At 41.1% G+C, this 22,966-nt stretch carries 20 protein-coding genes and 3 pseudogenes; 15 read left to right on the forward strand and 8 right to left on the reverse strand.

From position 1 onward, the window contains the following. Both ACY3FQ_RS04900 and ACY3FQ_RS04905 read right to left on the reverse strand, forming a co-directional pair. Positions 1-1,617: Ig-like domain-containing protein (locus ACY3FQ_RS04900; protein WP_489773655.1), on the reverse strand; the 1,617-nt coding region annotated here is incomplete at its 3' end. A 137-nt stretch (positions 1,618-1,754) separates the two neighbouring features. After that, positions 1,755-1,856, reverse strand: a pseudogene (locus tag ACY3FQ_RS04905) (IS5/IS1182 family transposase); the annotation flags it as partial. 145 nt (positions 1,857-2,001) lie between these two features. On the opposite strand from ACY3FQ_RS04905, the pseudogene ACY3FQ_RS04910 reads away from it, so the two are divergent. Further along, positions 2,002-2,819: pseudogene (locus ACY3FQ_RS04910) on the forward strand (IS5 family transposase). A gap of 84 nt (positions 2,820-2,903) precedes the next feature. Further along, the gene (locus tag ACY3FQ_RS04915) at positions 2,904-3,347 is read left to right on the forward strand and encodes a hypothetical protein (protein WP_489773656.1); all 444 of its coding nucleotides are present in this window, start codon (positions 2,904-2,906) and stop codon (positions 3,345-3,347) included. Between the two features lie 29 nt (positions 3,348-3,376). Here ACY3FQ_RS04915 and ACY3FQ_RS04920 read toward each other — a convergent pair whose 3' ends face one another. Next, a complete protein-coding gene (locus ACY3FQ_RS04920) occupies positions 3,377-4,372 on the reverse strand; it encodes a glycosyl transferase family protein (protein ID WP_489773657.1) in 996 nt (331 codons plus the stop codon). A gap of 410 nt (positions 4,373-4,782) precedes the next feature. Between ACY3FQ_RS04920 and ACY3FQ_RS04925 the strand changes: the two genes are divergently transcribed. Next, positions 4,783-6,126: a dicarboxylate/amino acid:cation symporter gene (locus ACY3FQ_RS04925; RefSeq protein ID WP_205667779.1), complete on the forward strand. Its 1,344-nt coding sequence runs from the start codon at positions 4,783-4,785 to the stop codon at positions 6,124-6,126. A gap of 143 nt (positions 6,127-6,269) precedes the next feature. Further along, positions 6,270-7,412: an acyl-CoA dehydrogenase family protein gene (locus tag ACY3FQ_RS04930; RefSeq protein ID WP_126037264.1), complete on the forward strand. Its 1,143-nt coding sequence runs from the start codon at positions 6,270-6,272 to the stop codon at positions 7,410-7,412. Between the two features lie 55 nt (positions 7,413-7,467). On the opposite strand, the gene ACY3FQ_RS04935 is transcribed toward ACY3FQ_RS04930, so the two are convergent. Next, positions 7,468-7,986, reverse strand: a complete 519-nt coding sequence (locus tag ACY3FQ_RS04935) for a DJ-1/PfpI family protein (protein ID WP_126037262.1) — start codon at positions 7,984-7,986, stop codon at positions 7,468-7,470. 456 nt (positions 7,987-8,442) lie between these two features. On the opposite strand from ACY3FQ_RS04935, the gene pheA reads away from it, so the two are divergent. From pheA to ACY3FQ_RS04955, 4 genes are all read left to right on the forward strand, one after another. Beyond that, positions 8,443-9,552, forward strand: a complete 1,110-nt coding sequence (pheA, locus tag ACY3FQ_RS04940; RefSeq protein WP_004696123.1) for a prephenate dehydratase — start codon at positions 8,443-8,445, stop codon at positions 9,550-9,552. Positions 9,553-9,619: 67 nt separating this feature from the next. Continuing rightward, complete coding sequence (hisC, locus tag ACY3FQ_RS04945; RefSeq protein WP_489773658.1) at positions 9,620-10,711, forward strand: histidinol-phosphate transaminase; 1,092 nt, start codon at positions 9,620-9,622, stop codon at positions 10,709-10,711. A 3-nt stretch (positions 10,712-10,714) separates the two neighbouring features. Then, positions 10,715-12,964 (forward strand): bifunctional prephenate dehydrogenase/3-phosphoshikimate 1-carboxyvinyltransferase, encoded by a 2,250-nt coding sequence (locus tag ACY3FQ_RS04950; RefSeq protein WP_236769324.1) that lies wholly within the window; start codon positions 10,715-10,717, stop codon positions 12,962-12,964. 108 nt (positions 12,965-13,072) lie between these two features. Next, positions 13,073-13,438, forward strand: a complete 366-nt coding sequence (locus tag ACY3FQ_RS04955) for a hypothetical protein (RefSeq protein ID WP_126037254.1) — start codon at positions 13,073-13,075, stop codon at positions 13,436-13,438. Positions 13,439-13,551: 113 nt separating this feature from the next. Here the strand turns inward: ACY3FQ_RS04955 and ACY3FQ_RS04960 are convergent, their stop codons facing one another. After that, complete coding sequence (locus tag ACY3FQ_RS04960) at positions 13,552-13,959, reverse strand: DUF2147 domain-containing protein (protein ID WP_410169719.1); 408 nt, start codon at positions 13,957-13,959, stop codon at positions 13,552-13,554. A 420-nt stretch (positions 13,960-14,379) separates the two neighbouring features. Continuing rightward, complete coding sequence (locus ACY3FQ_RS04965; RefSeq protein ID WP_010327145.1) at positions 14,380-15,009, reverse strand: alpha/beta hydrolase; 630 nt, start codon at positions 15,007-15,009, stop codon at positions 14,380-14,382. Positions 15,010-15,135: 126 nt separating this feature from the next. Here ACY3FQ_RS04965 and yaaA point away from each other — a divergent pair, with 126 nt between their 5' ends. Together yaaA and ACY3FQ_RS04975 are read left to right on the forward strand one after the other, a co-directional pair. Further along, positions 15,136-15,915: a peroxide stress protein YaaA gene (gene yaaA, locus ACY3FQ_RS04970; RefSeq protein ID WP_236769322.1), complete on the forward strand. Its 780-nt coding sequence runs from the start codon at positions 15,136-15,138 to the stop codon at positions 15,913-15,915. Positions 15,916-15,930: 15 nt separating this feature from the next. Beyond that, positions 15,931-16,557, forward strand: coding sequence for an HD domain-containing protein (locus ACY3FQ_RS04975; protein WP_236769321.1), 627 nt, complete (start codon positions 15,931-15,933; stop codon positions 16,555-16,557). Here ACY3FQ_RS04975 and ACY3FQ_RS04980 read toward each other — a convergent pair. Continuing rightward, a complete protein-coding gene (locus ACY3FQ_RS04980; protein WP_236769320.1) occupies positions 16,554-17,981 on the reverse strand; it encodes a cryptochrome/photolyase family protein in 1,428 nt (475 codons plus the stop codon). The two genes, ACY3FQ_RS04975 and ACY3FQ_RS04980, sit on opposite strands and share 4 nt — an antisense overlap. Before the next feature lie 228 nt (positions 17,982-18,209). Between ACY3FQ_RS04980 and ACY3FQ_RS04985 the strand changes: the two genes are divergently transcribed. The 4 genes from ACY3FQ_RS04985 (at position 18,210) to ACY3FQ_RS05000 (ending at position 21,626) form a co-directional block, all read left to right on the forward strand. Next, on the forward strand, positions 18,210-18,449 hold the full coding sequence (locus ACY3FQ_RS04985; protein WP_236769319.1) for a hypothetical protein: 240 nt from the start codon (positions 18,210-18,212) through the stop codon (positions 18,447-18,449). 369 nt (positions 18,450-18,818) lie between these two features. Beyond that, positions 18,819-20,141 (forward strand): NCS2 family permease, encoded by a 1,323-nt coding sequence (locus ACY3FQ_RS04990; protein WP_004696144.1) that lies wholly within the window; start codon positions 18,819-18,821, stop codon positions 20,139-20,141. A gap of 66 nt (positions 20,142-20,207) precedes the next feature. Next, positions 20,208-21,209 (forward strand): adenosine deaminase, encoded by a 1,002-nt coding sequence (locus ACY3FQ_RS04995; protein ID WP_279043845.1) that lies wholly within the window; start codon positions 20,208-20,210, stop codon positions 21,207-21,209. Positions 21,210-21,263: 54 nt separating this feature from the next. After that, positions 21,264-21,626 carry a hypothetical protein gene (locus tag ACY3FQ_RS05000; protein ID WP_218288240.1) on the forward strand — a complete coding sequence of 121 codons (363 nt, stop codon included), beginning with the start codon at positions 21,264-21,266 and terminating at the stop codon, positions 21,624-21,626. A gap of 26 nt (positions 21,627-21,652) precedes the next feature. On the opposite strand, the pseudogene ACY3FQ_RS05005 reads toward ACY3FQ_RS05000, so the two are convergent. After that, positions 21,653-22,207, reverse strand: a pseudogene (locus ACY3FQ_RS05005) (cytochrome b). 236 nt (positions 22,208-22,443) lie between these two features. On the opposite strand from ACY3FQ_RS05005, the gene ACY3FQ_RS05010 reads away from it, so the two are divergent. Beyond that, positions 22,444-22,821 (forward strand): hypothetical protein, encoded by a 378-nt coding sequence (locus ACY3FQ_RS05010; RefSeq protein ID WP_035326742.1) that lies wholly within the window; start codon positions 22,444-22,446, stop codon positions 22,819-22,821. The last annotated feature ends 145 nt before the right edge of the window (positions 22,822-22,966 follow it).

The following is a 22,966-nucleotide window of genomic DNA, read 5'->3' on the forward strand; positions in this document are numbered from 1 at the left end:
CGCAATCACCACCGTATTACCTTCGTCCACCGTCGCTGTGTCATTAGTCGCCACTGGCGCAATACTGATGATCTGATTCGCCGTCGACGTACCACCTTGGCCATCGCTGATGCTGTAGTTAAAGCTTTCTTGACCGCTAAAGCCTGTGTTCGGGGTGAAGGTAATGGTGCCTTGGGCATCAATGTTTACCACACCGTTCGGGGTGTTGATTTGTTGTGCGGTGCCCGGGGTCAAGGTCACGCCATTGATCGCGGTGATGGTCAATGGGTTGCCATCTGCATCGGTATCATTTGCCAATGGGTTTAAGGTCACTGGCGTGTTGAATGCGGTGTTGTACGTGTCATCGCTTGCAACAGGTGGTGTGTTTGGTGCTGCTGAAACGTTGATGGTTCCAGTCGCTGTTGAGCTGCCACCTTGGCCATCGCTGATGCTGTAGTTAAAGGTCTCTTGACCGCTAAAGCCTGCGTTCGGTGTGAAGGTAATGGTGCCTTGGGCATCAATGTTTACCACACCGTTCGGGGTGTTGATTTGTTGGGCGGTGCCTGGGGTCAAGGTTACGCCATTGATCGCGGTGATGGTCAGGGTGCCACCGTCTGCATCGCTGTCATTCGCCAATGGAGTTAAGGTTACTGGCGTGTTGTATGCGGTGTTGTACGTGTCATCGCTTGCAACAGGTGGTGTGTTTGGTGCTGCTGCAACGTTGATGGTTTCTGTTGCTGTTGAGCTGCCACCTTGGCCATCGCTGATGCTGTAGTTGAAGCTTTCTTGTCCAGTAAAGCCATTGTTCGGGGTGAAGGTAATGGTGCCTTGGGCATCAATGTTCACCACACCGTTCGGGGTGTTGATTTGTTGGGCGGTGCCCGGGGTCAAGGTCACACCATTGATCGCGGTGATGGTCAATGGGTTGCCATCTGCATCGCTGTCATTTGCCAATGGGTTGAGTGCCACTGGCGTGTTGAATGCGGTGTTGTACGTGTCATCGCTTGCGACAGGTGGCGTGTTTGGTGTAGGTGCAAATGGAGACAAAGGTGTCCAACTACCACCACCCAAACCATGCTCAAATGGTTTGATAACTGAAGATAATATTGGGTACTCAATTCCTAAAGGCGGAATATTATCTAACACTCGATTCAGCATTAACGGTTTTATACCGTCGGCGACAGATGTTTCGCCCACACGAGTAAGTTGAACAAAACGATGACCACCTTGAGTTACATCAGGATCGCCATCAAAGGACTCTCCCGCAATTTCAACATAATCTTTACCTTCTTTTTTAAATACTCGACCATCATCCAAACGAACAACATCATTTTGTTGTTCTGTATCATTCATTTGCTGAAATGATTTTGCAAAATTTACAATTTTATCTAGATCCGAGTTTGGTTCACCTAGCAAAGAATTGAGGCTAAAATTGCCGTCATTATTGATTAAATCTTTACCATGAATTTCAACAACTCGGCCATTTGAAAGCTGCAACACGACACTACTTTCTTCTGAAAGATGCAATACATCTTTCACCTGAAGCTTTGCCCCCTTTTTTAGAATTATTTTTTTATTTGTCTTTGAAAAACGCCAAACATCACCATCCACAGAGATTATTTTTACCGATGTATTCATTTATAACTTTACCTCAATTTGAAAGTTTAGCCATATCAATTATTTATGCTTTACATGACCAAATTTATTTAGCGCAGACAAAAAACCATCCTAGATTAGTTAATTAATATACAATATTAATAGATGTCTTTCATAAATCATTTTTTACTCAGCTCCAAGTTGTAGATTCCAGCGATTAAATTGAATCTCAAACCAAGCCTTTTACCTCTATTTCGATAACGCTCAGCAAGAATTTTGAAGTGAACCGTACCGGGTTTGTCGGAGACTCAATATTCTGAGAGACTATTCCGATGAAAAAACCAACCTATACCCCCGAAATTAGAGAAAGAGCGGTTCAATTACTAGATCTCTTGCGAAAGTAAAAACCACCTCAATATAAATTTCATGAGATATCAGAAATTAAATCGTTTTTCAGATTCTGAATTCAAACGCTTGGTTGGCGTACCTCGACATGTTTTTACTGAAATGGTAGAGGTTTTAGAAAAAGCAGAATCACTCAAAAAGAAATCAGGTCGTCCTCATACCTTAGATATAGAGGATCAGTTGTTATTAACTCTCAATTACTTACGGAACTACAGCACTCAACTGGAATTAGCGGCAAATTACCATATCGCTGAAAGTAATGTGAATCGAACCATTAGGTTGAAGATGCATTGATGAAATCAAGACGTTTTACTCTGCCAAAACGAAGCATTACCACGGCAGACGAACACTTTAACTGGGTAATTATTGATGCGACAGAATGTTCAATAGAACGTCCGAAAAAAAATCAGAGTAAATTCTACAGTGGTAAAAAGAAGAAATATACGCTAAAAGTACAAGTGATCTATCATCCGAACAGCAAACAAATCATAGGGCTAGATATATCGAATGGCAGTCAGCATGACATTAAATTGGCAAGAAAAACGGTTAAGAAATTCAAACATTGTGAATATGTTATGACTGATCTAGGGTACTACGGATTAGAGCAAGATGGCTTTAAATTATTGATGCCAATAAAGAAAAAGAAGAATTTACCTTTATTTGATGTTGAGAAAAAGTACAATAAAATGGTTGGAAAAATACGAGTTGTGATCGAACACATTAATAGTCAATTGAAAACATTTAGAATATTAAGTGAACGCTATCGAAATAGACGGAAAAGATTCGGCTTACGCATTAACTTAATTGCTGCACTCGTAAACCGGATAAACTTGCAATAATGACTTTCGCAAGAGATCTACTAATTGAATCTGAAAAAGATTATCCTTCTACTTGGGCTGCAATCACAGCAATTGCGCCTAAGATTGGTTGTACAAAAAATAATAAAGCTCACTCGCCTCAGTTTGTTCTTCATTACTGCAATTTCGACCAATGTATTTGCAGAGCCAACAAGTGATGCAAGAAAAATTGAATGTTTATTAGATGTTTCTGTGTTACCGAGTCAAAATTTTCAAAATCCAGTTACACAATACACATCAATGAAAAATGATGGTTATCCGATGTTGTTGATTGGAATAAACATCCATAACGCCCATGCAAATGATGCATCGAAAAAGATAAAAAGCCATCAGCTCTATTGTTCAAACCTCATTGGACAACAAAAAGATGTTTATTTATCTGGCCCTTATGAATCTCAAAAAATTGAGATTCATATTGGTGATCAGTTGATTCTCAGAAATATTCATTCTTCAGGAAAGCGTTATCCTTACTGGGCTGACTTTTACTGGATCGAAAAGCGTGACGAATAACGTTCACGCTTTTGTTTGTCCCCCTCAGATTAGAAACGAGTGTGCCAAAGCTGCTTGGCCTGTTGCATGGCATCGCCATACGTATCGCACACTCCCATGCTATATAGTGCAATGCCAATGGTTTCAGTCACTGCCATTTCACCATACTCATGCTGTTTTTCACCCAGCCAAACTGCTTTAAACTCAGTCAAATCCAGCTCTTCTTCGATTGGGCTTCGATTGTCGGTAAGTTTAGGGAGCTCATGTTCGTAGAGTTCTCCATTTTTAATGCCGCAGATCAGTGTTTTGGCATCTGGGTTACGTTCAAATTCACCGCCTTCACCTTTAATGACCGCACTATTTTGATAACCTAATTTAAATGCTGCTTGCTGATGCGAACCACGATAGGCAGGGTGGAAAATAGCTTGCAGGGTTGCTTTGGCATTAAAAGGATTGATCAGGCGCGCAAGGGTATGAATGGGTGAGCGAAGGCCCATAACATTTCGTAGGGAAATTAAGTCACTTAAAATCGGGGAGATGGCGTGCAGCGGTAAATATGCAAAATTACGCGACGCTAATTCCTGTTCCACATCTGCTTGAGTTTGGCAAATATTAAAATCGAGATATTCCAATACCTGTTCAGTATAAATACGGTTAATGGTATGACCTGATGCACCGTGCATCACGACCTTATAACCTGCTTTAGCTAAAGTCAGTGCCGCTAAGAGAAACCATGGATAGTGTTTACGCTTGCCTGCATAAGAAGACCAGTCTAAATCGACCTCTAAAGGCGTGAACGGCAGTTGATCTCGTGTGGCCTGAACAAAGCCTGCCAGTTCATCTACAGACTCTTCCTTAACCCGAAGTAGCATTAGGAATGCACCGAGCTGTACATCTAACACTTGATTTTTCAGGATCATATCAAAGGCTTGGTAAGCTTCTTCATAACTGAGTGAGCGTGCCCCGTTTTTCCCTTTACCAATAATGCGAACAAACTGGGCAAAAGGGTGCTCAGCATCTTTATAAATATTTCTTTTGTTGTTCATGAAAAAACCAAAGTAAGTGAAGGCTGTATTGTGCTATTTTAGTGGAACAATCAAAAAAAACAGCACTTTTAATTTTAAATAAATTTTCTACCATTAGACTAAAGTATTAGCCATATTGTTTAGATTTTATACATTATGATTGAAATCAGTTTACTTTGATTAAAGAATGTTAGGTAAAATTTACCCAATACTTGTGACTCGCTAGTTTTTAGTCTCTCCCATTGCAGTAAATATGAATGAACTGTGATTTTTGTCACAGTGCTGTTGTTTGTACACCATGATTTTTTTACCCGGTGTTTGGATGCGGTCCAAACTGTGGGCTTTTTTGTGTTTATCAGAAAGCCAACTACCTATGAGGAAGTATAGGTATACCGATTTTTTCAGTCTTTTGATTTACAGAAGTATTCGTTATGACTAAGAAACCAATCTATAAGTCACTATATTTTCAAGTTATTGTCGCGATTATTGCGGGTATCTTAGTAGGACATTTTTTCCCTAGTGGTACGCAAGTTATCAATGGCGTTGAAAAATATGTACCCGGCTGGGGCGAGCTTTTTTATCCTCTAGGTCAAGGCTTTATTAAGCTGATCAAGATGATTATTGCGCCAGTAATTTTCTGTACCGTCGTGAGTGGTATCGCGGGTATGGAAAGTATGAAGTCTGTGGGTAAAACAGGCGGTGTTGCGCTACTTTACTTTGAAATTGTATCGACTATTGCACTATTGATCGGTTTACTGGTCATTAACATCTGGAAGCCAGGTGTGGGCATGAACGTTGACCCTTCAACACTAGATACTTCAGGTATCTCAAAGTTTGTTGAATCTGGTCAGCAGCAAACAACTGTCGACTTCTTCATGCATATTATTCCAAACACGGTTGTTGGCGCATTTGCTGAAGGTGAAATCCTGCAAGTGCTACTCTTTGCCTTGATGTTTGGTTTTGCTTTACATAAGTTGGGTGATGCAGGTAAACCTGTACTCAAGTTCATCGATCAAATTTCGCATGTGTTCTTTAACATTGTAAATATGATCATGAAACTTGCTCCAATTGGTGCTTTTGGTGCAATGGCATATACCATCGGTAAATATGGTATTGGTAGCTTGGCGCAACTTGCTCAGTTGATCATCTGCTTCTACATTACCTGTTTACTTTTCATTTTCTTGGTTCTCGGCACAATTTCACGTCTTTGTGGCTTCAGCATTTTGAAAATGATTCGTATGATTCGCGAAGAGTTGTTGATCGTACTGGGTACGTCATCTTCAGAATCGGTTTTACCGCGTATGCTGAAAAAGCTTGAAATTGCAGGTTGTGAAAAGTCAGTGGTTGGTTTAGTTATTCCAACGGGTTATTCATTTAACTTAGACGGTACCTCAATCTATTTAACGATGGCTGCGATCTTCATTGCACAAGCGACCAATACTCAGCTTGATCTTATGCACCAAGTGACTTTATTGGGTGTGTTATTGATTTCATCGAAAGGTGCTGCGGGTGTAACAGGTTCGGGCTTTATTGTGATGGCAGCGACTTTGTCAGCCGTTGGTCATATTCCAGTGGCGGGTCTTGCACTCATCTTAGGTATTGACCGTTTCATGTCTGAAGCACGTGCCTTAACCAACTTGGTGGGTAACTCATTGGCAACGATTGTTGTTGCGAAATGGGTGGGTCAGTTAGACCAAGAAAAATTAAACTTCGCACTTGCAAATCCAGAAGAAGTAGATCGCCAAATGGCTGTTGAAGAAAATGCTCACGCATAATTTCAGTTCATCTTAAACAGGAAGCCTAAGGGCTTCCTTTTTTTTTGGCATAAAAAAATGGCCTGATGCGGTCATGACAGTTGCCTTAAAAATGGCTAGCATGTGAACTGAATAATAAAACAACGTCACTACAAGGAAGAAGCATGTTGAATTACGATGCAGACTTAGAACTATTTCGCGATAACTTTCGCCGTTTTATGAATGAACACATTGCACCACACTATGAACAGTGGGAACGAGAAGGCTTAATGCCGCGCTCAGTCTGGAATGCCTTGGGTGAAAATGGCTTCTTATGTGTTGATGTTCCAGAGGAATACGGCGGTTATGGTGTTCCAACGCATTATTCACTGATGTTGGTGGAAGAGTCGGCACGTGCGGGTTTTAGTGCTTTATCGACAGGTATTTCTTGTCACTCTGAAATTGCTGCGCCTTATATTTTGCACATTGGAACGGAAGCACAGAAGCAGTACTGGTTACCGAAAATGGTGTCAGGTGAAGTGGTCGGTGCGATTGGAATGACGGAACCGGGTGCGGGTTCAGACTTACAAGCCATGCGAAGTAATGCCATTTTGCAAGGGGAGCATTATATTTTAAATGGCTCTAAAACCTTTATTTCAAATGGGCAGCATGCCGACCTTGTGGTGTTGGCAGTAAAAACTGATCCGCAAGCCCGCGCAAAGGGTGTTTCGCTGATGTTGGTCGATACCCACTTGGATGGGTTTAAAAAAGGCACCAACCTCGACAAAATTGGGCTACATTCACAAGACACTTCTGAGTTGTTTTATGACAATGTGAAAGTCCCGAAAGATCAATTGTTGGGACAAGCAGGTCAAGGTTTTGCTTATCTGATGCAAGAGCTACCACGAGAGCGTACAGCAATTGCAGCAACGGCTATAGGGGCAATTCGTGGTTCGATAGATGTCACTATCCAATACGTCAAAGAGCGTCAAGCCTTTGGTCAACATATTTCGCAGTTCCAAAATACACGTTTTGTTTTGGCTCAAGCCAAGATTGATGAACAAGCCACAGCTGCTTTTTACAATCAAAACGTTGAGCTTTATATGCAAGGTAAGCTGGATGTCGAAACCGCAGCTGCGCTGAAATGCTTTTCAACAGATATGCAAATGAAGGTGGCAGATAATTTATTGCAGCTCTTTGGTGGCTATGGCTATATGAGTGAATATCCAATTTCACGTTTCTTTGTCGATGCGCGTATTCAACGCATCTACGGTGGGACCAATGAAATTATGAAAGAAATTGTCGCACGTAGTTTGCTTGGGCGCTAAGCCTTAGGTGTTGATATAAACATGTGTCTAAAAAGAGCCTCAAGTAGGCTCTTTTTTATCGGTTCAGTACCAATAAACTTTCTTGTATAAAGGCGGGTAGGTCATATTGGGTTTGCGATGAAATGTATAAATTATTGTCATTCATAACACCTGTGTCATACAGCACGGCACCTGCATCTTTTAAGTCTTGATGAAGGTGATGGATACACGTCATGCGTCTACCTTTCACAACTCCAGCATGCATTAAAATTTGCGGAGCGTCTGCACTGCATAAAATAGGTTTTTGCGTGTTTGCAAAGTGCCTGACAAATATGACATAGCGTTCATCTTGGCACAGGTTGTCTGGCGAAAACCCACCTGGGATGAGTAAGGCATCGAAGTCATGCACAGAGGCATCATCGATACTTTGGTCAATGGTGACAAAAGCTTTACGCTTTTTGCCATAAATGATTTTGCCAGCCTGACTTTCAAGGTTAATAATACTATGCCGAGCTGCTCGAAATGCTTCTACGGGTTCAGCATATTCGGCATCCTCAAAGTCATAGGTGACCAAGACTGCAATTTTTTTGTGCATGACAGTACCTACAGTTCATTATTGTTTTGTTTTATTGAGACTATAGAGCAATCGCTACTGCTGCATACTCTCTTTGTTATGAATACGTCAACTTAAGTAAAGCATATTTTAAAAGATATTCTAACGCACTGAAATACGGATGAATGGTGATTTTTGTGAAGGTGTAGCAAAATTTTTCAAAACCTAGACACAGCTTTAAAAGCGTTGAGTTAAGACCCAAATGCCATCGTCTTAGTGTTTTGCTTGAGTGCTATTCTATGCATAACAGTAAGAAGAAAATAGGCAGGACTCAGTGGTTTTATTGATGTCTATTATTGGGGCAGTTTATTGATAAACTTGATGATTAAATCAACTGTCTGTTTTTAGCACTGAAACATACAAAGTCTTATTGCGCAAGATTTCAAAGCTAACTATTGTTATACTGTTTGCACAATGTTTATGAAGGGCGACATAACAATGATCCAAGACGATCAAAACACAACGACTTCTCTTGACCTCAATCAAATCCGTCAGGATATCGACTCTGTTGATCAACAGATTCAACAACTTATTAACCGTCGTGCGAAACTGGCGGAAGCTGTTGCAAAAGCAAAATTTGCTTCTGAAGAGAATCCAATGTTTTACCGTCCAGAACGTGAAGCGCAAGTTTTACGGAATGTTATGGAGCGTAATGAAGGCCCTTTATCTGATGTGACCATGGCACGTTTGTTCCGTGAAATCATGTCTGCATGTTTGGCTCTAGAAGCACCGCAAAGTATTGCATTTCTAGGCCCTGTCGGTACGTATACACACTCTGCGGTGTTGAAGCACTTTGGACATGATGCTGTGGTTCGTCCTTTACCGACCATTGATGAAGTGTTCCGTGAAGTGGAAGCAGGCAGTGCACACTATGGTTTGGTGCCAGTAGAAAACTCATCAGAAGGTGTGGTCAACCATACTTTGGATTGTTTTAAAGCCTCACACTTAAATGTAATTGGTGAAGTTGAATTGCGTATTCATCACCAGTTTCTTGTGTCTGAAAACACGCGTAAAGACAGTATTAAACAAATTTATGCGCATCAGCAAACTTTGGCACAGTGTCGTGCATGGTTAGACGCACACTATCCAGGTGTGGAACGTGTAGCTTTAAGTTCGAATGCTGAGGCGGCACGTCGTATTCGTACTGAATGGCATTCGGCTGCTATTGCATCTGATGTTGCAGCAAGTATTTATGATTTAGAAATTTTACACAGCAATATTGAAGATAATCCTGAGAACACCACACGTTTCTTGGTGATTGGTCGTGAAAGAATACCGCAAAGCGGTAATGATAAAACGTCATTGCTGATTTCTGCACATGATCGTGCAGGTGCATTATTGGAAATCCTTGCACCATTTGCAAAGCACAACATTAGTTTGACCAGTATCGAAACGCGTCCTGCATTGCCTGAAAAATGGGCTTATGTTTTCTTCATTGACCTAGAAGGGCATGTGGAACAAGATAATGTTAAAGCAGCTATTGAAGAGATTCGTCCACTCGTGAAAGAAGTTCGAGTATTGGGTTCATACCCGATTGCAGTACTGTAATCTCTAAGGTGGTTGGGTTTACTCCAAACTCAACCATGTACACCACTTGTAAGAATGGAAAGGTCACATGTCGTTTGCTCCAGCCAATGAAGGTATTGCGAAGTTAAAACCATATCAACCGGGTAAGCCAATCAGCGAATTAGAGCGTGAATTGGGAATGACCGATATTGTTAAGCTTGCTTCAAACGAAAACCCTTTGGGTTGTTCGGACAAAGTCAAAGAAGCAGTTGTTGCTGAATTGGTGGAAATTGGACGATATCCAGACCGTGGTGGTTTTATCTTGAAGGATCAAGTGCATACGCAGTTTGGTGTAGCACATGATTGTATTACTTTAGGCAATGGTTCAAACGATTTACTTGAAATTTTTGCCCGTGCATTTGTTTCAGAAAAAGATTCGGTGGTGTATAGCCAACACGCATTTGCAGTCTATGCTTTGGTCACACAAGCGATTAATGCCGAAGCGATTGAAGTACCTGCTCAAGGTTTTTCGCATGACCTTGACGCGATGGCGGCAGCAATTAAAAACAATACCAAATTGGTGTTTATTGCGAATCCCAATAATCCGACAGGAACTTGGTTTGAAGAGGCTGAGTTTGAGCGCTTCATGCAAAAAGTACCGAGTCATGTGATCGTGGTTTTGGATGAAGCTTATGTGGAATATTTCCCAGAAAACTTTAACAGCTTAAAGTTTTTAGCACAGTATTCAAACCTGATTGTTAGCCGTACCATGTCGAAGTGCTTTGGTTTAGCGGCATTACGTGTTGGCTTTGCTTTAGCATCGACAGAAGTGACAGACTTCTTAAATCGTATTCGTCAGCCGTTTAACGTCAACCATTTAGCCATGGTGGCAGCAGTTGCTGCACTGAAAGATGAAGATTTTATTAAGAAATCACGTGTGGTCAATAAAGCGGGCATGGTGCAACTTGAAACAGGGTTTAAAGCGCTAGGCCTAAACTATGAGCCTTCTCGTGCCAACTTTATTTTGGTCGATATACAAGCCGATCCTGCACAAACTTTTAATGCTTTATTAAAAGAAGGGGTGATTGTTCGTCCTGTGGGCATCGCCAATCATTTACGAGTATCGATTGGAACTGAAGCTGAAAATACGAAATTTTTAACGGCTTTGGCCAACGTACTAGGTTTAGAGGCGAACGCTTAAATTATGTCTGCGCCACTGTTTGAAAAAGTTGCATTTATTGGTCTTGGGCTGATTGGTTCGAGTCTTGCACGGGTGATGATGGCTGAGGGTTTAACTCAAAATATTGTAGCTTCTACACGTTCGGAAAAAACTTTACAGGATGCCAAAGCTTTGGGCTTAATCCAACAGGGGTATAGTGATCCTGTACAGGCGGTTCAAGGTGCGGACTTGGTGGTTTTGGCCTTGCCTGTTCGTGCAACGCAAAAAGTCTTGGAAACCATCAAACCATATTTGCAAGAACATACGATTATTACCGATGTGGGCAGTACCAAAGGTAATGTGGTCGACGCGGCCAAAGCAGTGTACGGCGAAGCATTACCTGCTGGCTTTGTACCGGGGCATCCCATTGCGGGTGCAGAACACACGGGTGTGCATGCGGGTAAGGTCGATTTATTTGCAAATCATAAAGTGATTTTGACACCGTTACCGACCAGTGCTGATTGGGCTGTAGAGAAACTGATTCAACTATGGCAAGCTGCGAAAGCAGAAGTGATTTGTATGGATGTGGCCAAGCATGATGAAGTCTTGGCGCATACCAGTCATCTTCCGCATTTGATGGCCTTTAACTTAGTTGAACAACTGGCAAACCGTGAAGATAATTTAGATATTTTTCGCTATGCTGCGGGGGGATTTCGCGATTTTTCTCGAATTGCGGCAAGTGACCCACAAATGTGGCACGACATCTTTTTTGCCAATAAAAAAGCCATTTTAAATGCCGTAGATGGTTTTGAAAACCAACTGGCAACGATTCGTAAACTCATTGAAGATGAAGATTCACATGCTTTAATGGGCTTGCTTGGACATGCGCAAGCAGCACGCCAGCATTTTAACCATATGCTCGCTCAAAAACCTTTCATGGAGAACAATAAAGTGACGACACAGCAATTCACCATATTACCGGGTAAAAAAAGTTTCCAAGGTAAGTTTAGCGTGCCAGGTGATAAATCTGTGTCACACCGTTCAATCATGTTTGGTGCAATTGCAGAAGGAACGACGCATGTGACAGGTTTCTTGGAAGGAGAAGATGCGCTAGCGACCTTACAAGCCTTCCGTGATATGGGCGTGAGCATTGAAGGTCCTAAAAATGGTGAAGTGACGATTCATGGTGTGGGCGTAAATGGCCTAAAAGCGCCAGCAAGTGCGCTTTACATGGGTAACTCAGGGACTTCAATGCGTCTGCTTTCAGGGATGCTTTCTGCACAAAAATTTGACTCTGTCATGACGGGTGATGCATCACTGTCGAAGCGTCCAATGGAACGTATTGCTAAACCGTTACGTGAAATGGGTGCACAGATTCAAACCACAGGTGAGCGTGGTACACCTCCTGTTTCGATCACTGGAAACCAAGCTTTACAAGGCATTCACTATGACTTGCCAATGGCATCTGCGCAGGTGAAATCTGGGATTTTATTGGCAGGTTTGTGGGCAGCAGGTGAAACATCGGTCACAGAACCTGAACCTACACGTGACCATACTGAACGTATGCTACGTGCATTTGGTTATGATGTGAAAACAGAGGGCAACCGTATTTCACTGCAAGGTGGCGGTAAGTTAGTCGGTACAGAGATTCAAGTGCCATCAGATATTTCATCGGCTGCTTTCTTTATGGTGGGTGCTGCGATTACTGAAGGTTCAGACGTGACTTTAGAAGCAGTGGGCATTAACCCAACGCGTACAGGTGTGATCGAGATTTTGAAGCAAATGGGTGCGAACATTACCGTTGAAAATGAACGTATTGCAGGCGGAGAGCCGATTGCAGACATTCGTATTCAAGGTACACGTACACTCAAAGGTATTCATATGCCTGAAGATCAAGTGCCATTGGCGATTGATGAATTTCCTGCATTATTTATTGCGGCTGCCTGTGCAGAAGGGCAAACCGTATTAACGGGTGCTGCTGAACTGAGAGTAAAAGAGTCAGACCGTATTCAAGTGATGGCAGATGGTTTAAAAACCATGGGTATCGATTGTACACCGACTGACGATGGCATCATCATCGAAGGTAAAGGTCATTCGGGCGAGTGGGGTGCGATTTTCACTGGTGGCGAAATTGAATCACATCATGATCACCGTATTGCAATGAGTTTCTCAATGGCCGGCTTACGCACCTCTGGTGAAATTAAAATCATTGGTACTGAAACGGTTGCAACCAGTTTCCCGACCTTTACGCAATTAAGCAATCAAGCTGGTTTAGCGATTCAAGTCACTGAATAAGACTAAAGCTTAGATATTTTGTGTGAGAACAGCCAAGCTTTTGCTTGGCTGTTTTGTGTTAAGCCATTATGCTAAACCCATATAACAAAAAAGCCTTTGGGATGATCAATGAGAAAATTACAATTTACAGCACAGCATGGACAGCAGCAGGATGTAAATGAAAGCGGTGTGGTACAGAAGCAGGTACAAGACCTACTGGTTCAAAAGTTAGGTCAATTTGGTTTTGAAACTTTGCCACAAAGTGGTGATCAGGTGGCTGTGAGTGTCGATAATCATACTTTGCCACTGTCTATTACGTGCCAAGGTCATGACGGTGAAGGAAATCTGGTGTGCGAAATTGCCTCTTATCCAGATGAAGAGCAAGACTGGTTAGACCGAATTGCTGAACGAAGCTTATTGAACCAACTTGCACAAGCGGTTGAAACTACACTAAAAACAGATAAAAGTTTTACTGAGTTTGAGTGGAAAGGCTAATTGAATAGATAAAAAATGCTGAATTGGTTTTTCCTAATTCAGCATTTTTTAGAACAGAACACGTTTAATATTTTGATGGGTCAACGCGCTTATAACTGGATGTGCTATAAGACTTATTCCACACGTAACCAAGTTTGGCTACGTCCCACAGCAGAAACACCTAAATAACCTCTTAAGAATAGCTTTTTCCCATTTGGGCTAATTTTACCTTTTAGGCTATACAGCTTGCCTGAAACGGGGTCAATGATTTTACCATGAGTATAATTAATATTATTTTCAGTCTTTAAACCGGTAATCACTTGCATACCAATAATAGGCTTATCGGTGTAGGGTGCAGGGCAGTTGGTGCAAAACTCTTTTGCTGTATAACCTGGACGAGGTGTTGCTTTCAGTGCAGTTCCAGCATAAGTCCCGTTGGCTTGCTTTTCAATTTTCACCAGACCTTTGGGTTCTCCAGTTTTATCATCGATATAACGCCAAGTTCCTATAATGTCTTGAGCACAGGCTGATGTGGTGGCTATAGTGACTAAAACTGCCCGAGAATTGTTTTCATAAAATCCCTGAATATTTTAAAAATTATTTAAATGAATAGCTCTCTCGAGCTAAGATGTTGATTGTATAACTTATTATTTTAATAATGATGTGCAGAATATATCAAGTTCAAGCGTGGATTGTTGCATAAAGTACCATTAGCAGGATTCAACCCTCACTGATTTTTAAAACAGGTATTTGATGGAGATCGTGCTGGTTGAGTTTAGCGCTCAAAAGGAAGCTTAAAACTATTTTGACAAGAGATATAAGGGAAGACTAATCAAGCTGCTGGAAATGGCTTATTAAGCGTTGGAATAGAAAAAGAGATACGTCTAGATTAAAAATAAAAAGTTCAAGAAAGAAAGGGGCTAATGTTAGACAGCCATTTCTTTCCTGAACTGAGTGATGTGTTAAATCCACAGGAAACGTGTAATCGCAATACGTAACTGTTTTAAGTAACCGGTAAAGAAATGGTTTGCACCAGGTAATACAGTCACTAAATGGCGCTGCGGTTTAGCCCACGTAATCATGTCAGACAGTAAGGTCACTTCATCGGCTTCGCCATGGATGAATAAGATGTCACCTTTCAGTTGTGGTGTTACATAGTGGCGTACACCTGCGACCGTTGCCGTTGGTAGACCACATAAAATGGTTTGTTTTGGTCGAATTTCTTCTTGTAAAGCATCATAGCATTTTGCCATGACATGCGCACCGAAACTAAAACCACCTGCATAGAAGGGTAAAGTTGTATGTGCTGCACGAGCATGCTTAATCACTTCAAGAACATCATCAGTTTCGCCATGACCTTCGTCGTGTAGACCAACACTTTGACCTGAGCCACGGAAACTTGGACGGTACACAATGCAACCGCGTTCTAAGAACATTTGCGCAAGCAATGCTGGAACCTTGTGTTGAGGCGTACCACCTTGGAGTGGATGGGGGTGAGTAACTACCGCGAATCCTTTCACTTCACCCTGTGGATAATCTACAAAAACTTCAATTTGCCCAACTGGACCTTGAATGAACATCTGCTCAGACATAGAGAATCGATACATATAACAGGAGAATGGGCTAGTTTAACCGTTTATGCTTATTAAAAACACAGATTGGCAATAAAATAAGTCTACTGATATAGTCTGTTTAATTGTTTTTTAATCAGGTTATCTATGCTTGCCCTTGTTTCTCCTGCCAAAACTTTAGATTACCAAACTGCTTTACCTACCGATGCGTATACACAACCCAGATTGCTGCAACATTCCCAAGAATTGATCGAAGTTAGTCGCAAACTGTCAGCAAGTGAAATTGCAAGCTTAATGAGCGTCAGTGAAAAAATTGCCACCTTAAACGTCGATCGTTTTCGCGATTGGCAGCCAGAATTCAACTTTACCAATGCACGACAAGCCATGTTTGCTTTTAAAGGCGATGTCTATACCGGTTTAGATGCATATCATTTGTCAGAGTCGAACATTGAATATGCACAGCAACATTTACGAATGCTCTCTGGTCTATATGGTTTGCTACGTCCATTGGACTTGATGATGCCATATCGTTTAGAAATGGGAACCAAGCTGGCTAACCCACGCGGACATAATCTGTATGAGTTTTGGGGCAATCACATTACCGATTTAATTAACCAAGATTTAGAACAGGCAGGTTCTAAAATTTTGCTGAATATTGCTTCGGATGAGTACTATAAATCTGTGAAAGAAAGCAAAATCCAAGCAGAAATTATTAAACCTGTGTTTTTAGATCAGAAAAATGGCAAATATAAAGTCATTAGTTTCTATGCCAAAAAAGCACGTGGTTTAATGGCGCGTTATATGATTGAAAACCAAATTGATCAAATTGAAGGGTTAAAATCATTCCAGACAGATGGTTATTATTTTGATGCAGACAGCTCATTAAAAGGCGAGTTGGTCTTTAAACGAGATGAACAGGCGGCATAACGAAAGGGCCTTCCAATGGTGCAGTATACAAAACAGTTTCAGGACTATTGGGCGCTCACCGCAAAGCAACTGAGTTTGGATGACGATACCACTCAAAATTTCTATGCGTTGCTTTATGGCGCCTATAGTGAAGTGCAGCGGCATTATCATAGCATTCAACATATTGTTGAATGTTTAGAGCATTTTCATCAGATCAAAACCTATCTGGATGATACTTTGTCTGTTGAGTTGGCCATTTGGTTTCATGATGTCATTTATAACCCGAAAGCACATGATAATGAGCAGCAAAGCGCCGATTATATGCAACGGATGCTTGAAAATGTGCTTGGAGCTGAGCAAATTGCAAAGATCTATGCATGGATTTTGGCAACCAAAGCACATGCACCGACCGCTGACACTGATTTGGCTTATCTATTGGATATTGATCTGGTTATTTTAGCCAGCGATCCTATGCGTTTTGCTGAATATGAACGCCAAATTCAGCAAGAATATGCTTGGGTTGAGCCTTCACTTTATGTGCAGAAGCGCCAACAAGTGTTAAGGCACTTTTTAGAAACGCAGCCACTGTACCAGACACCATTTTTCCAAAAGTGCTATGAGCGTCTTGCTAAGCAAAACTTAGCCCAAGCTTTAGGTATTTAAAGCCCTTTAAATGCTTCGATGGCACGAACACGACTGGATTTTAAATCGACGATTGGTTTGGGGTAGTCCAAATCCATATTCTGCTGCTTCGCATAAGGCTCATGAATGCTTTTGGCATCTAAATGTGCAAGCTCTGGCAGCCACTGTCGAATATAATCACCATTGCTATCAAATTTCTGAGATTGGCTCACAGGGTTAAAGACTCGGAAGTAAGGTACAGCATCGGTGCCCGTCGAGGCACACCACTGCCATCCGCCATTATTGGCAGCTAAGTCACCATCAGCCAAATGTTGCATAAACCATTGCTCACCCAGACGCCAATCAATCAACAAGTTTTTAGTTAAGAACATTGCGACAATCATACGAACTCGATTATGCATCCAGCCTGTCTCAAGGAGTTGTCGCATGCCTGCATCCACAATTGGAATACCGGTACGACCTTGTTGCCATGCGTTTAAATCTTCAGGCGAATCTCGCCAAATAATATGCTGTGTATTGGCTTTAAATGGCCGATGTTTAGAGACATGTGGAAAATCAAATAAAATATGCTGATAAAACTCCCGCCAAAGTAATTCATCTAACCAAATCTGCTGGCCTGTGTTATCAATCATAAATTGACCGTGTTGAGCACGAAACAGGGCATTGAGACACTGGCGAATCGACACGATCCCGAGATTTAAATAAGTTGAAAGTTGGCTGGTGCTATTTAAAAATGGAAAGTCTCTCTCTTTTTGATAGTCACTAACTTTGTGATTAATAAAATCATCGAGCACTGAAAGCGCATATATTTCCGTTTCAGGCCAATAGGCTTTAATTTGATTTAAATCATTCGTATTCACATCAATCAGCGATTCAATGCGTGGAATGGCTGTATTTAAATCGGCAGGAAGCTGTATAGGTTGCTGTGCAGAAGGGAGAGGGTAACACTGCGGTAAGCCAATATTTAAGCGCTCATAACAGGTTTTTTTAAAAGCGCCAAAGACTTGATAGGGCTTACCAGATTGGTTACGAATACTGTTTAAGGGAAAGAGGGTTCGATCTTGGAAGAGCGTAAATTCAATGTGCTGCTGATTTAAGCATTGTTGAACTTCGGCATCGCGCTTAAGCTCATTCACGCCCATTTCGATATTTGCAAAGATTTGTTGTACTTGCAGTGTATGACATAAAGATGAAAGCTGACGTGGAATGTCTTGCCACAGCGGAATATTTAGAATGAGCAAAGGAATATTCAGTTGAGCAAGGCTCTGTTTTAAATCGTGCAATTGTCTGACATATAAATCAATTTTTACAGCCGCGTCATGATGTAATAGCCACTGTTGTGGGGATAGGATCACTAAAGCCAGCATAGGTCCATGTTGGCTTGCATGCCAAAGTGCAGCATGGTCGTGTATGCGAAGATCTTGTCTAAACCAAATTATGTTCATAAAAGGTTAATCAACTGTAATTTTTTGAAATATAAAATATTACAAAATTGAGCACTTTGATCATATTTTTTTCTCACTCGTTTAACTTAATCTTATGTTATTGAAATAATTAAATCAGAAAAAACTATAAAGTGTGAAGATGCTTTTTATCTGATAAATGTGTGACCCTTTGTATTATTTGTTATGATTTGTAATCATGCTAAAGCAGTTGTGGATATTGTGAATGTCATGAAAAAAATTCTAATCCCTATTTTTGTGGCTGCAGTTTGTTTGCTTGGGTTTGCTGTTTTTCAGGATACAGAAACGAAAAAACAGCAACAGTTGAATCAACTCATGAACAGTGCTGAGCCTAGAGTACAAAAGTTGAGTCCTTTCTCAAAGGCAAAGGCCGTGCCTGAAAAAGTTAGTAGCCCGCTTCAAAGTGATGCTGAAGCAATAATCGAGCAGGTCTCCATTAAAGTACTTTGATGCTTAAGATAGAATAAAATCATGTATAAATGACTTATCATGTTGAATTTTAATTAAAAATAAATTTAAAACAATTAAAAATCAGTGTGTTATAATTCGCGCCAAGATATATTGAATTTTAGATTTTGAGTCTAAAATGACGTTTTTGTTGAAAGCTGCATACGGTTTATGCGGCTTTTTTGTTTAGGTATATATGGTTCAACCCTGCGTTTGAACCATTCATGGCTAAATAAACTTTTCCTGAATTGAGGAAATTTGGCATATTCATTGCTTTAACTTCCAGAAATTTAATCAGATTTTCATCGTACTGAGTGTCGAAATTTTTTGGCAGTTATACAGTTTTAAAAGTTTATTTACAGGGGCTAGGTCATGACGACTCCTAATCCATCTTCAGAAAATATGCTCGAGCGTATGTTCAAACTGAGTGAAAATAAAACCAGTTTTCGTACAGAGCTTCTTGCAGGTGTAACCACATTCTTAACCATGTGTTACATCATTATTGTGAATCCAATGATTTTATCCGAAACGGGGATGGATCATGGTGCTGTCTTTGTAGCGACTTGTCTTGCAGCCGCAATTGGCTGTTTGGTTATGGGTATTGTTGCAAATTATCCAATTGCATTAGCACCAGGTATGGGCTTAAACGCTTACTTTACCTATTCGGTGTGTATGGGTATGGGTGTGCCTTGGCAGACTGCTTTAGCTGCAGTGTTTGTATCAGGTTTGGTGTTCATTGCGATCAGTATGTTTAAGATCCGTGAAGCCATTGTGAATGCAATCCCAATGTCGCTTAAGCTTGCGATTGGCGGCGGAATTGGTTTATTCCTTGCGTTGATTGCTTTAAAAAATGCAGGCGTTATTGTGGACAATCCAGCGACTTTGGTTGGATTGGGCGACTTAAAGCAACCGACGGTTCTTTTGGCTTTATTTGGCTTCTTGATGGTGGTTGTACTGCATCACTTTAAAGTGCGTGGTGCCATTATTATTAGTATCTTGGCTTTAACTGCAATTTCAACAGCTATGGGCTTAAGCGAGTTTAAAGGTGTTGTTGGTGAGATTCCATCAATTGCTCCAACATTCATGCAAATGGACTTTGAAGGTCTATTTACGGCAAGCTTGGTGGGTGTCATCTTTGTATTTTTCTTGGTCGATTTATTTGACTCAACAGGTACATTGGTGGGTGTGTCACATCGTGCAGGCTTACTGAAAGATGGCAAGCTTCCACGTTTGAAAAAAGCATTATTTGCAGACTCAACCGCAATTGTTGCTGGTGCAGCATTAGGTACATCTTCGACGACACCATATATTGAGTCGTCTGCGGGCGTTGCTGCTGGTGGCCGTACAGGTTTAACCGCAGTTGTGGTCGGTGTGTTATTTATCTTATGTTTGTTTTTAGCACCTCTAGCTCAATCTGTACCTGGTTTTGCAACAGCTCCAGCATTGTTATTTGTTGGTGTGTTGATGATTCAGGGGATTACCCATATTGATTGGGATGATATTACTGAAGCTGTACCTGCGTTCTTAACCATTGTATTTATGCCATTTACCTACTCAATTGCAGATGGTATTGCGATGGGCTTTATTAGCTATGCATTGGTTAAATTGTTCACCGGTAAAGCGGCGACTGTACCGTACATGGTGTGGATCGTGGCTGTGCTTTGGGCATTAAAATTCGCGTTATTTGGTGGCTAATTCATCAAATAGTGATAAGGGTGTAAACTCAGTTTACGCCCTTTTTTATTTTAAAGAGGAAAATATATGAGTCAATTGGAGCTCATTCGTGCTTTACCAAAAGCTGAATTGCATGTGCATATTGAAGGGACATTTGAGCCAGAACTCATGTTTGCAATCGCACAGCGTAATCAAATAGACATTCCTTATAAGTCGGTTGAAGAAGTGAAACAGGCTTATAATTTTCACAATCTGCAATCATTTTTAGACATTTATTATGCAGGTGCAAATGTACTGATTCATGAGCAAGACTTTTATGACTTGGCTTGGGCGTATTTTGAAAAATGTGCCGAAGATCGTGTAGTGCATACCGAAATGTTCTTTGATCCACAAACGCATACTGACCGCGGTATTGCTTTTGAAACAGTGATTAATGGTCTGCAACGCGCATGTGATGATGCCAAGGCAAAATTTGGCATTAGTTCGCATTTGATTATGTGTTTCTTGCGTCATTTAAGTGAAGAAGCAGCCCTTGAAACTTTAGCACAGGCATTGCCGTATAAAGATCAAATCATTGGTGTAGGCTTGGACTCAAGCGAAGTTGGACATCCTCCTTCAAAGTTTGAACATGTCTTTGCTAAAGCACGTGAAGCAGGCTTTTTAGTGGTTGCGCATGCGGGTGAAGAAGGTCCAGCAGAATATGTGTGGGAAGCTTTAGATTTGCTTAAAGTGAATCGTATTGACCACGGTGTGCGTTCTGAAGAAGATCCTGTATTAATGCAGCGTTTGATCGCGGAGAAAATGCCACTGACAGTTTGTCCGCTCAGTAACTTAAAGTTATGTGTCGTTGAAGATATGGCACAGCACAATATCCGCCGTTTGTTGCAACAAGGTGTGCAAGTAACAGTAAATTCAGACGATCCATCGTACTTTGGTGGTTATATGAATGATAACTTTATTGCCATTACAGATGCGTTAGACTTAACAGCAGCTGAGCTAAAACAATTGGCGTTGAACTCTTTTGAAGCGTCATTTATTTCGGCAGAAGAGAAGCAAAAATGGGCGGCTGAAATTGCAGCTATTGCTTAATCTAATGTCCTTTTAAAGACAGAGTTCGCTCTGTCTTTTTTATGTGAGGTTGATATGAAAAAAATCATTGCATTGCTTGTGGTTATTTTTGTGCTCTTTGCAGTTTATTTACTCAAAACCGATACTGGGTTAACGCAAAAACTACTAAAGCCTGTGGTGGTGTATCAGTGCGGTGTAGAGCTTGAAGCGACAAGGTTGTGGAAAGTCAGTACAGCATTGCTTGGTGAAGAGAAAAAGAATCAGCTCCAAACGCAAATCTGTGGTTGCGTGGGTGAAAATGCGTTAAACGATATTCCAGCAACAACTTTGTTGCGTGCAGTGGTTGATGAACAAGTCAAAAAACAGGTGGTCCAACAGGGCGTGTTGAATACGCTGAAAGGATGTGTGGTGGATGAAGTCCTAAAAGCAACAGATTGATGCTTTTAGGCTAATTCAACTTGGTCTTACTTTGCTTGTTTGGTCATGCTATTTAACACATTATCTTTATCAATAAAGTGGTGTTTCAGTGCTGCTACAATATGACCCACTAACAGCAATCCTGCAGCCCATGAAATCCAGATATGTAAAGGTTTTACGATTGCGAGTAATTCAGGGTTGTCTTGTACTAAACGGGGAATTTCAAAAAGGTACAATACAGGCGCAGGGTGCCCAGCACTCCAGCTAAATAAACAGCCAGTAATTGGCAAAGCCAACAAAATGAAATATAAAGCCAAATGACCGAGGTGTGCCATTTTTTGCATGAACGGTGACATACTGTCTGGAAGTTTGGGTGCAGGGTGGGTATAGCGCCAAAAGATACGAATCACCACCAGAAAAATAATCGTGGTTGCAATGTTCTTATGTAAGGTAATGACATCCCCTTTAAAGCTACCATCAGCATCATAGCTGAGGAAGTTTCAGCTATAAAAACCAATCAGCCAAGCAGCAATAAAGATAATTGCCATGAGCCAATGCAGGATTTGAGCAGTACGCGTGTAATGGGTATTTGCCGAGTTCATTAGATTCACATCCATTTTTATGTTGCGCTATTTTATAGAACTATAGATAGGTCAAAAATGTAGTAGATGCAACATAGCGTTGATATTCTGCAACGCTGCACAGACCAATGGCGCATGACTGATCTAAAACCGTGCAATAAGCGAAAGATATTAAAATGGCATGGAAATAGTGTTTCCGTAAATAGCAAAGATTCGGCAAAATACGCGCACTTTAACTGTTATAAATGGATATATCCGTGAAAAAAATGATTGCAGTGCTTGCTCCTTTGGCTTTGATCCTTTCGGCTTGTACAACGACTGATATGGCAACGACCAATACGACGACCACCACACAACAACTGGGTACAGCAGCGCTTAAAATTGCCATTAATGCAAAATGTACGACTGAGTTGAATAATCTGCCAGCATGGAAAACAGCAACCAAATTTATGACGGCTGATCAAAAAACCGATATTCAAACCGAAATTTGTGGTTGTGTCAGTGAGAAAGCCCCACAAAATATTACCGCTGTCGATGTGGCAACAGCGGCCATTGACCCTGCGGCGCGTACAACCATTATTAGCAATGCTGTGACGAAAACCATCAATGCATGTGTGGCTGAAGCGGTGAATTAAGTTGTGATATATCAAAGAAGCGGGGGACATGCCTCGCTTCTTTGCAGTTTTTTTGTACTTTTTGGTGTTTATCTTTTATATTGATGTGAATAATAACAATTGAAGCCTGATTTCTTTTACAACAAAGGGTGTATCTGTATGAAAA

This window comes from Acinetobacter sp. AB03 (assembly GCF_058107045.1).

Bases quoted from the DNA above. Each gene is read 5' to 3' on its own strand.
- ACY3FQ_RS04920 (WP_489773657.1), bottom strand. From the start codon at position 4,372: ATGAACAACAAAAGAAATATTTATAAAGATGCTGAGCACCCTTTTGCC.
- ACY3FQ_RS04925 (WP_205667779.1), top strand. From the start codon at position 4,783: ATGACTAAGAAACCAATCTATAAGTCACTATATTTTCAAGTTATTGTC.
- ACY3FQ_RS04930 (WP_126037264.1), top strand. From the start codon at position 6,270: ATGTTGAATTACGATGCAGACTTAGAACTATTTCGCGATAACTTTCGC.
- ACY3FQ_RS04935 (WP_126037262.1), bottom strand. From the start codon at position 7,986: ATGCACAAAAAAATTGCAGTCTTGGTCACCTATGACTTTGAGGATGCC.
- pheA (WP_004696123.1), top strand. From the start codon at position 8,443: ATGATCCAAGACGATCAAAACACAACGACTTCTCTTGACCTCAATCAA.
- hisC (WP_489773658.1), top strand. From the start codon at position 9,620: ATGTCGTTTGCTCCAGCCAATGAAGGTATTGCGAAGTTAAAACCATAT.
- ACY3FQ_RS04950 (WP_236769324.1), top strand. From the start codon at position 10,715: ATGTCTGCGCCACTGTTTGAAAAAGTTGCATTTATTGGTCTTGGGCTG.
- ACY3FQ_RS04955 (WP_126037254.1), top strand. From the start codon at position 13,073: ATGAGAAAATTACAATTTACAGCACAGCATGGACAGCAGCAGGATGTA.
- ACY3FQ_RS04965 (WP_010327145.1), bottom strand. From the start codon at position 15,009: ATGTCTGAGCAGATGTTCATTCAAGGTCCAGTTGGGCAAATTGAAGTT.
- yaaA (WP_236769322.1), top strand. From the start codon at position 15,136: ATGCTTGCCCTTGTTTCTCCTGCCAAAACTTTAGATTACCAAACTGCT.
- ACY3FQ_RS04975 (WP_236769321.1), top strand. From the start codon at position 15,931: ATGGTGCAGTATACAAAACAGTTTCAGGACTATTGGGCGCTCACCGCA.
- ACY3FQ_RS04980 (WP_236769320.1), bottom strand. From the start codon at position 17,981: ATGAACATAATTTGGTTTAGACAAGATCTTCGCATACACGACCATGCT.
- ACY3FQ_RS04985 (WP_236769319.1), top strand. From the start codon at position 18,210: ATGAAAAAAATTCTAATCCCTATTTTTGTGGCTGCAGTTTGTTTGCTT.
- ACY3FQ_RS04990 (WP_004696144.1), top strand. From the start codon at position 18,819: ATGACGACTCCTAATCCATCTTCAGAAAATATGCTCGAGCGTATGTTC.
- ACY3FQ_RS04995 (WP_279043845.1), top strand. From the start codon at position 20,208: ATGAGTCAATTGGAGCTCATTCGTGCTTTACCAAAAGCTGAATTGCAT.
- ACY3FQ_RS05000 (WP_218288240.1), top strand. From the start codon at position 21,264: ATGAAAAAAATCATTGCATTGCTTGTGGTTATTTTTGTGCTCTTTGCA.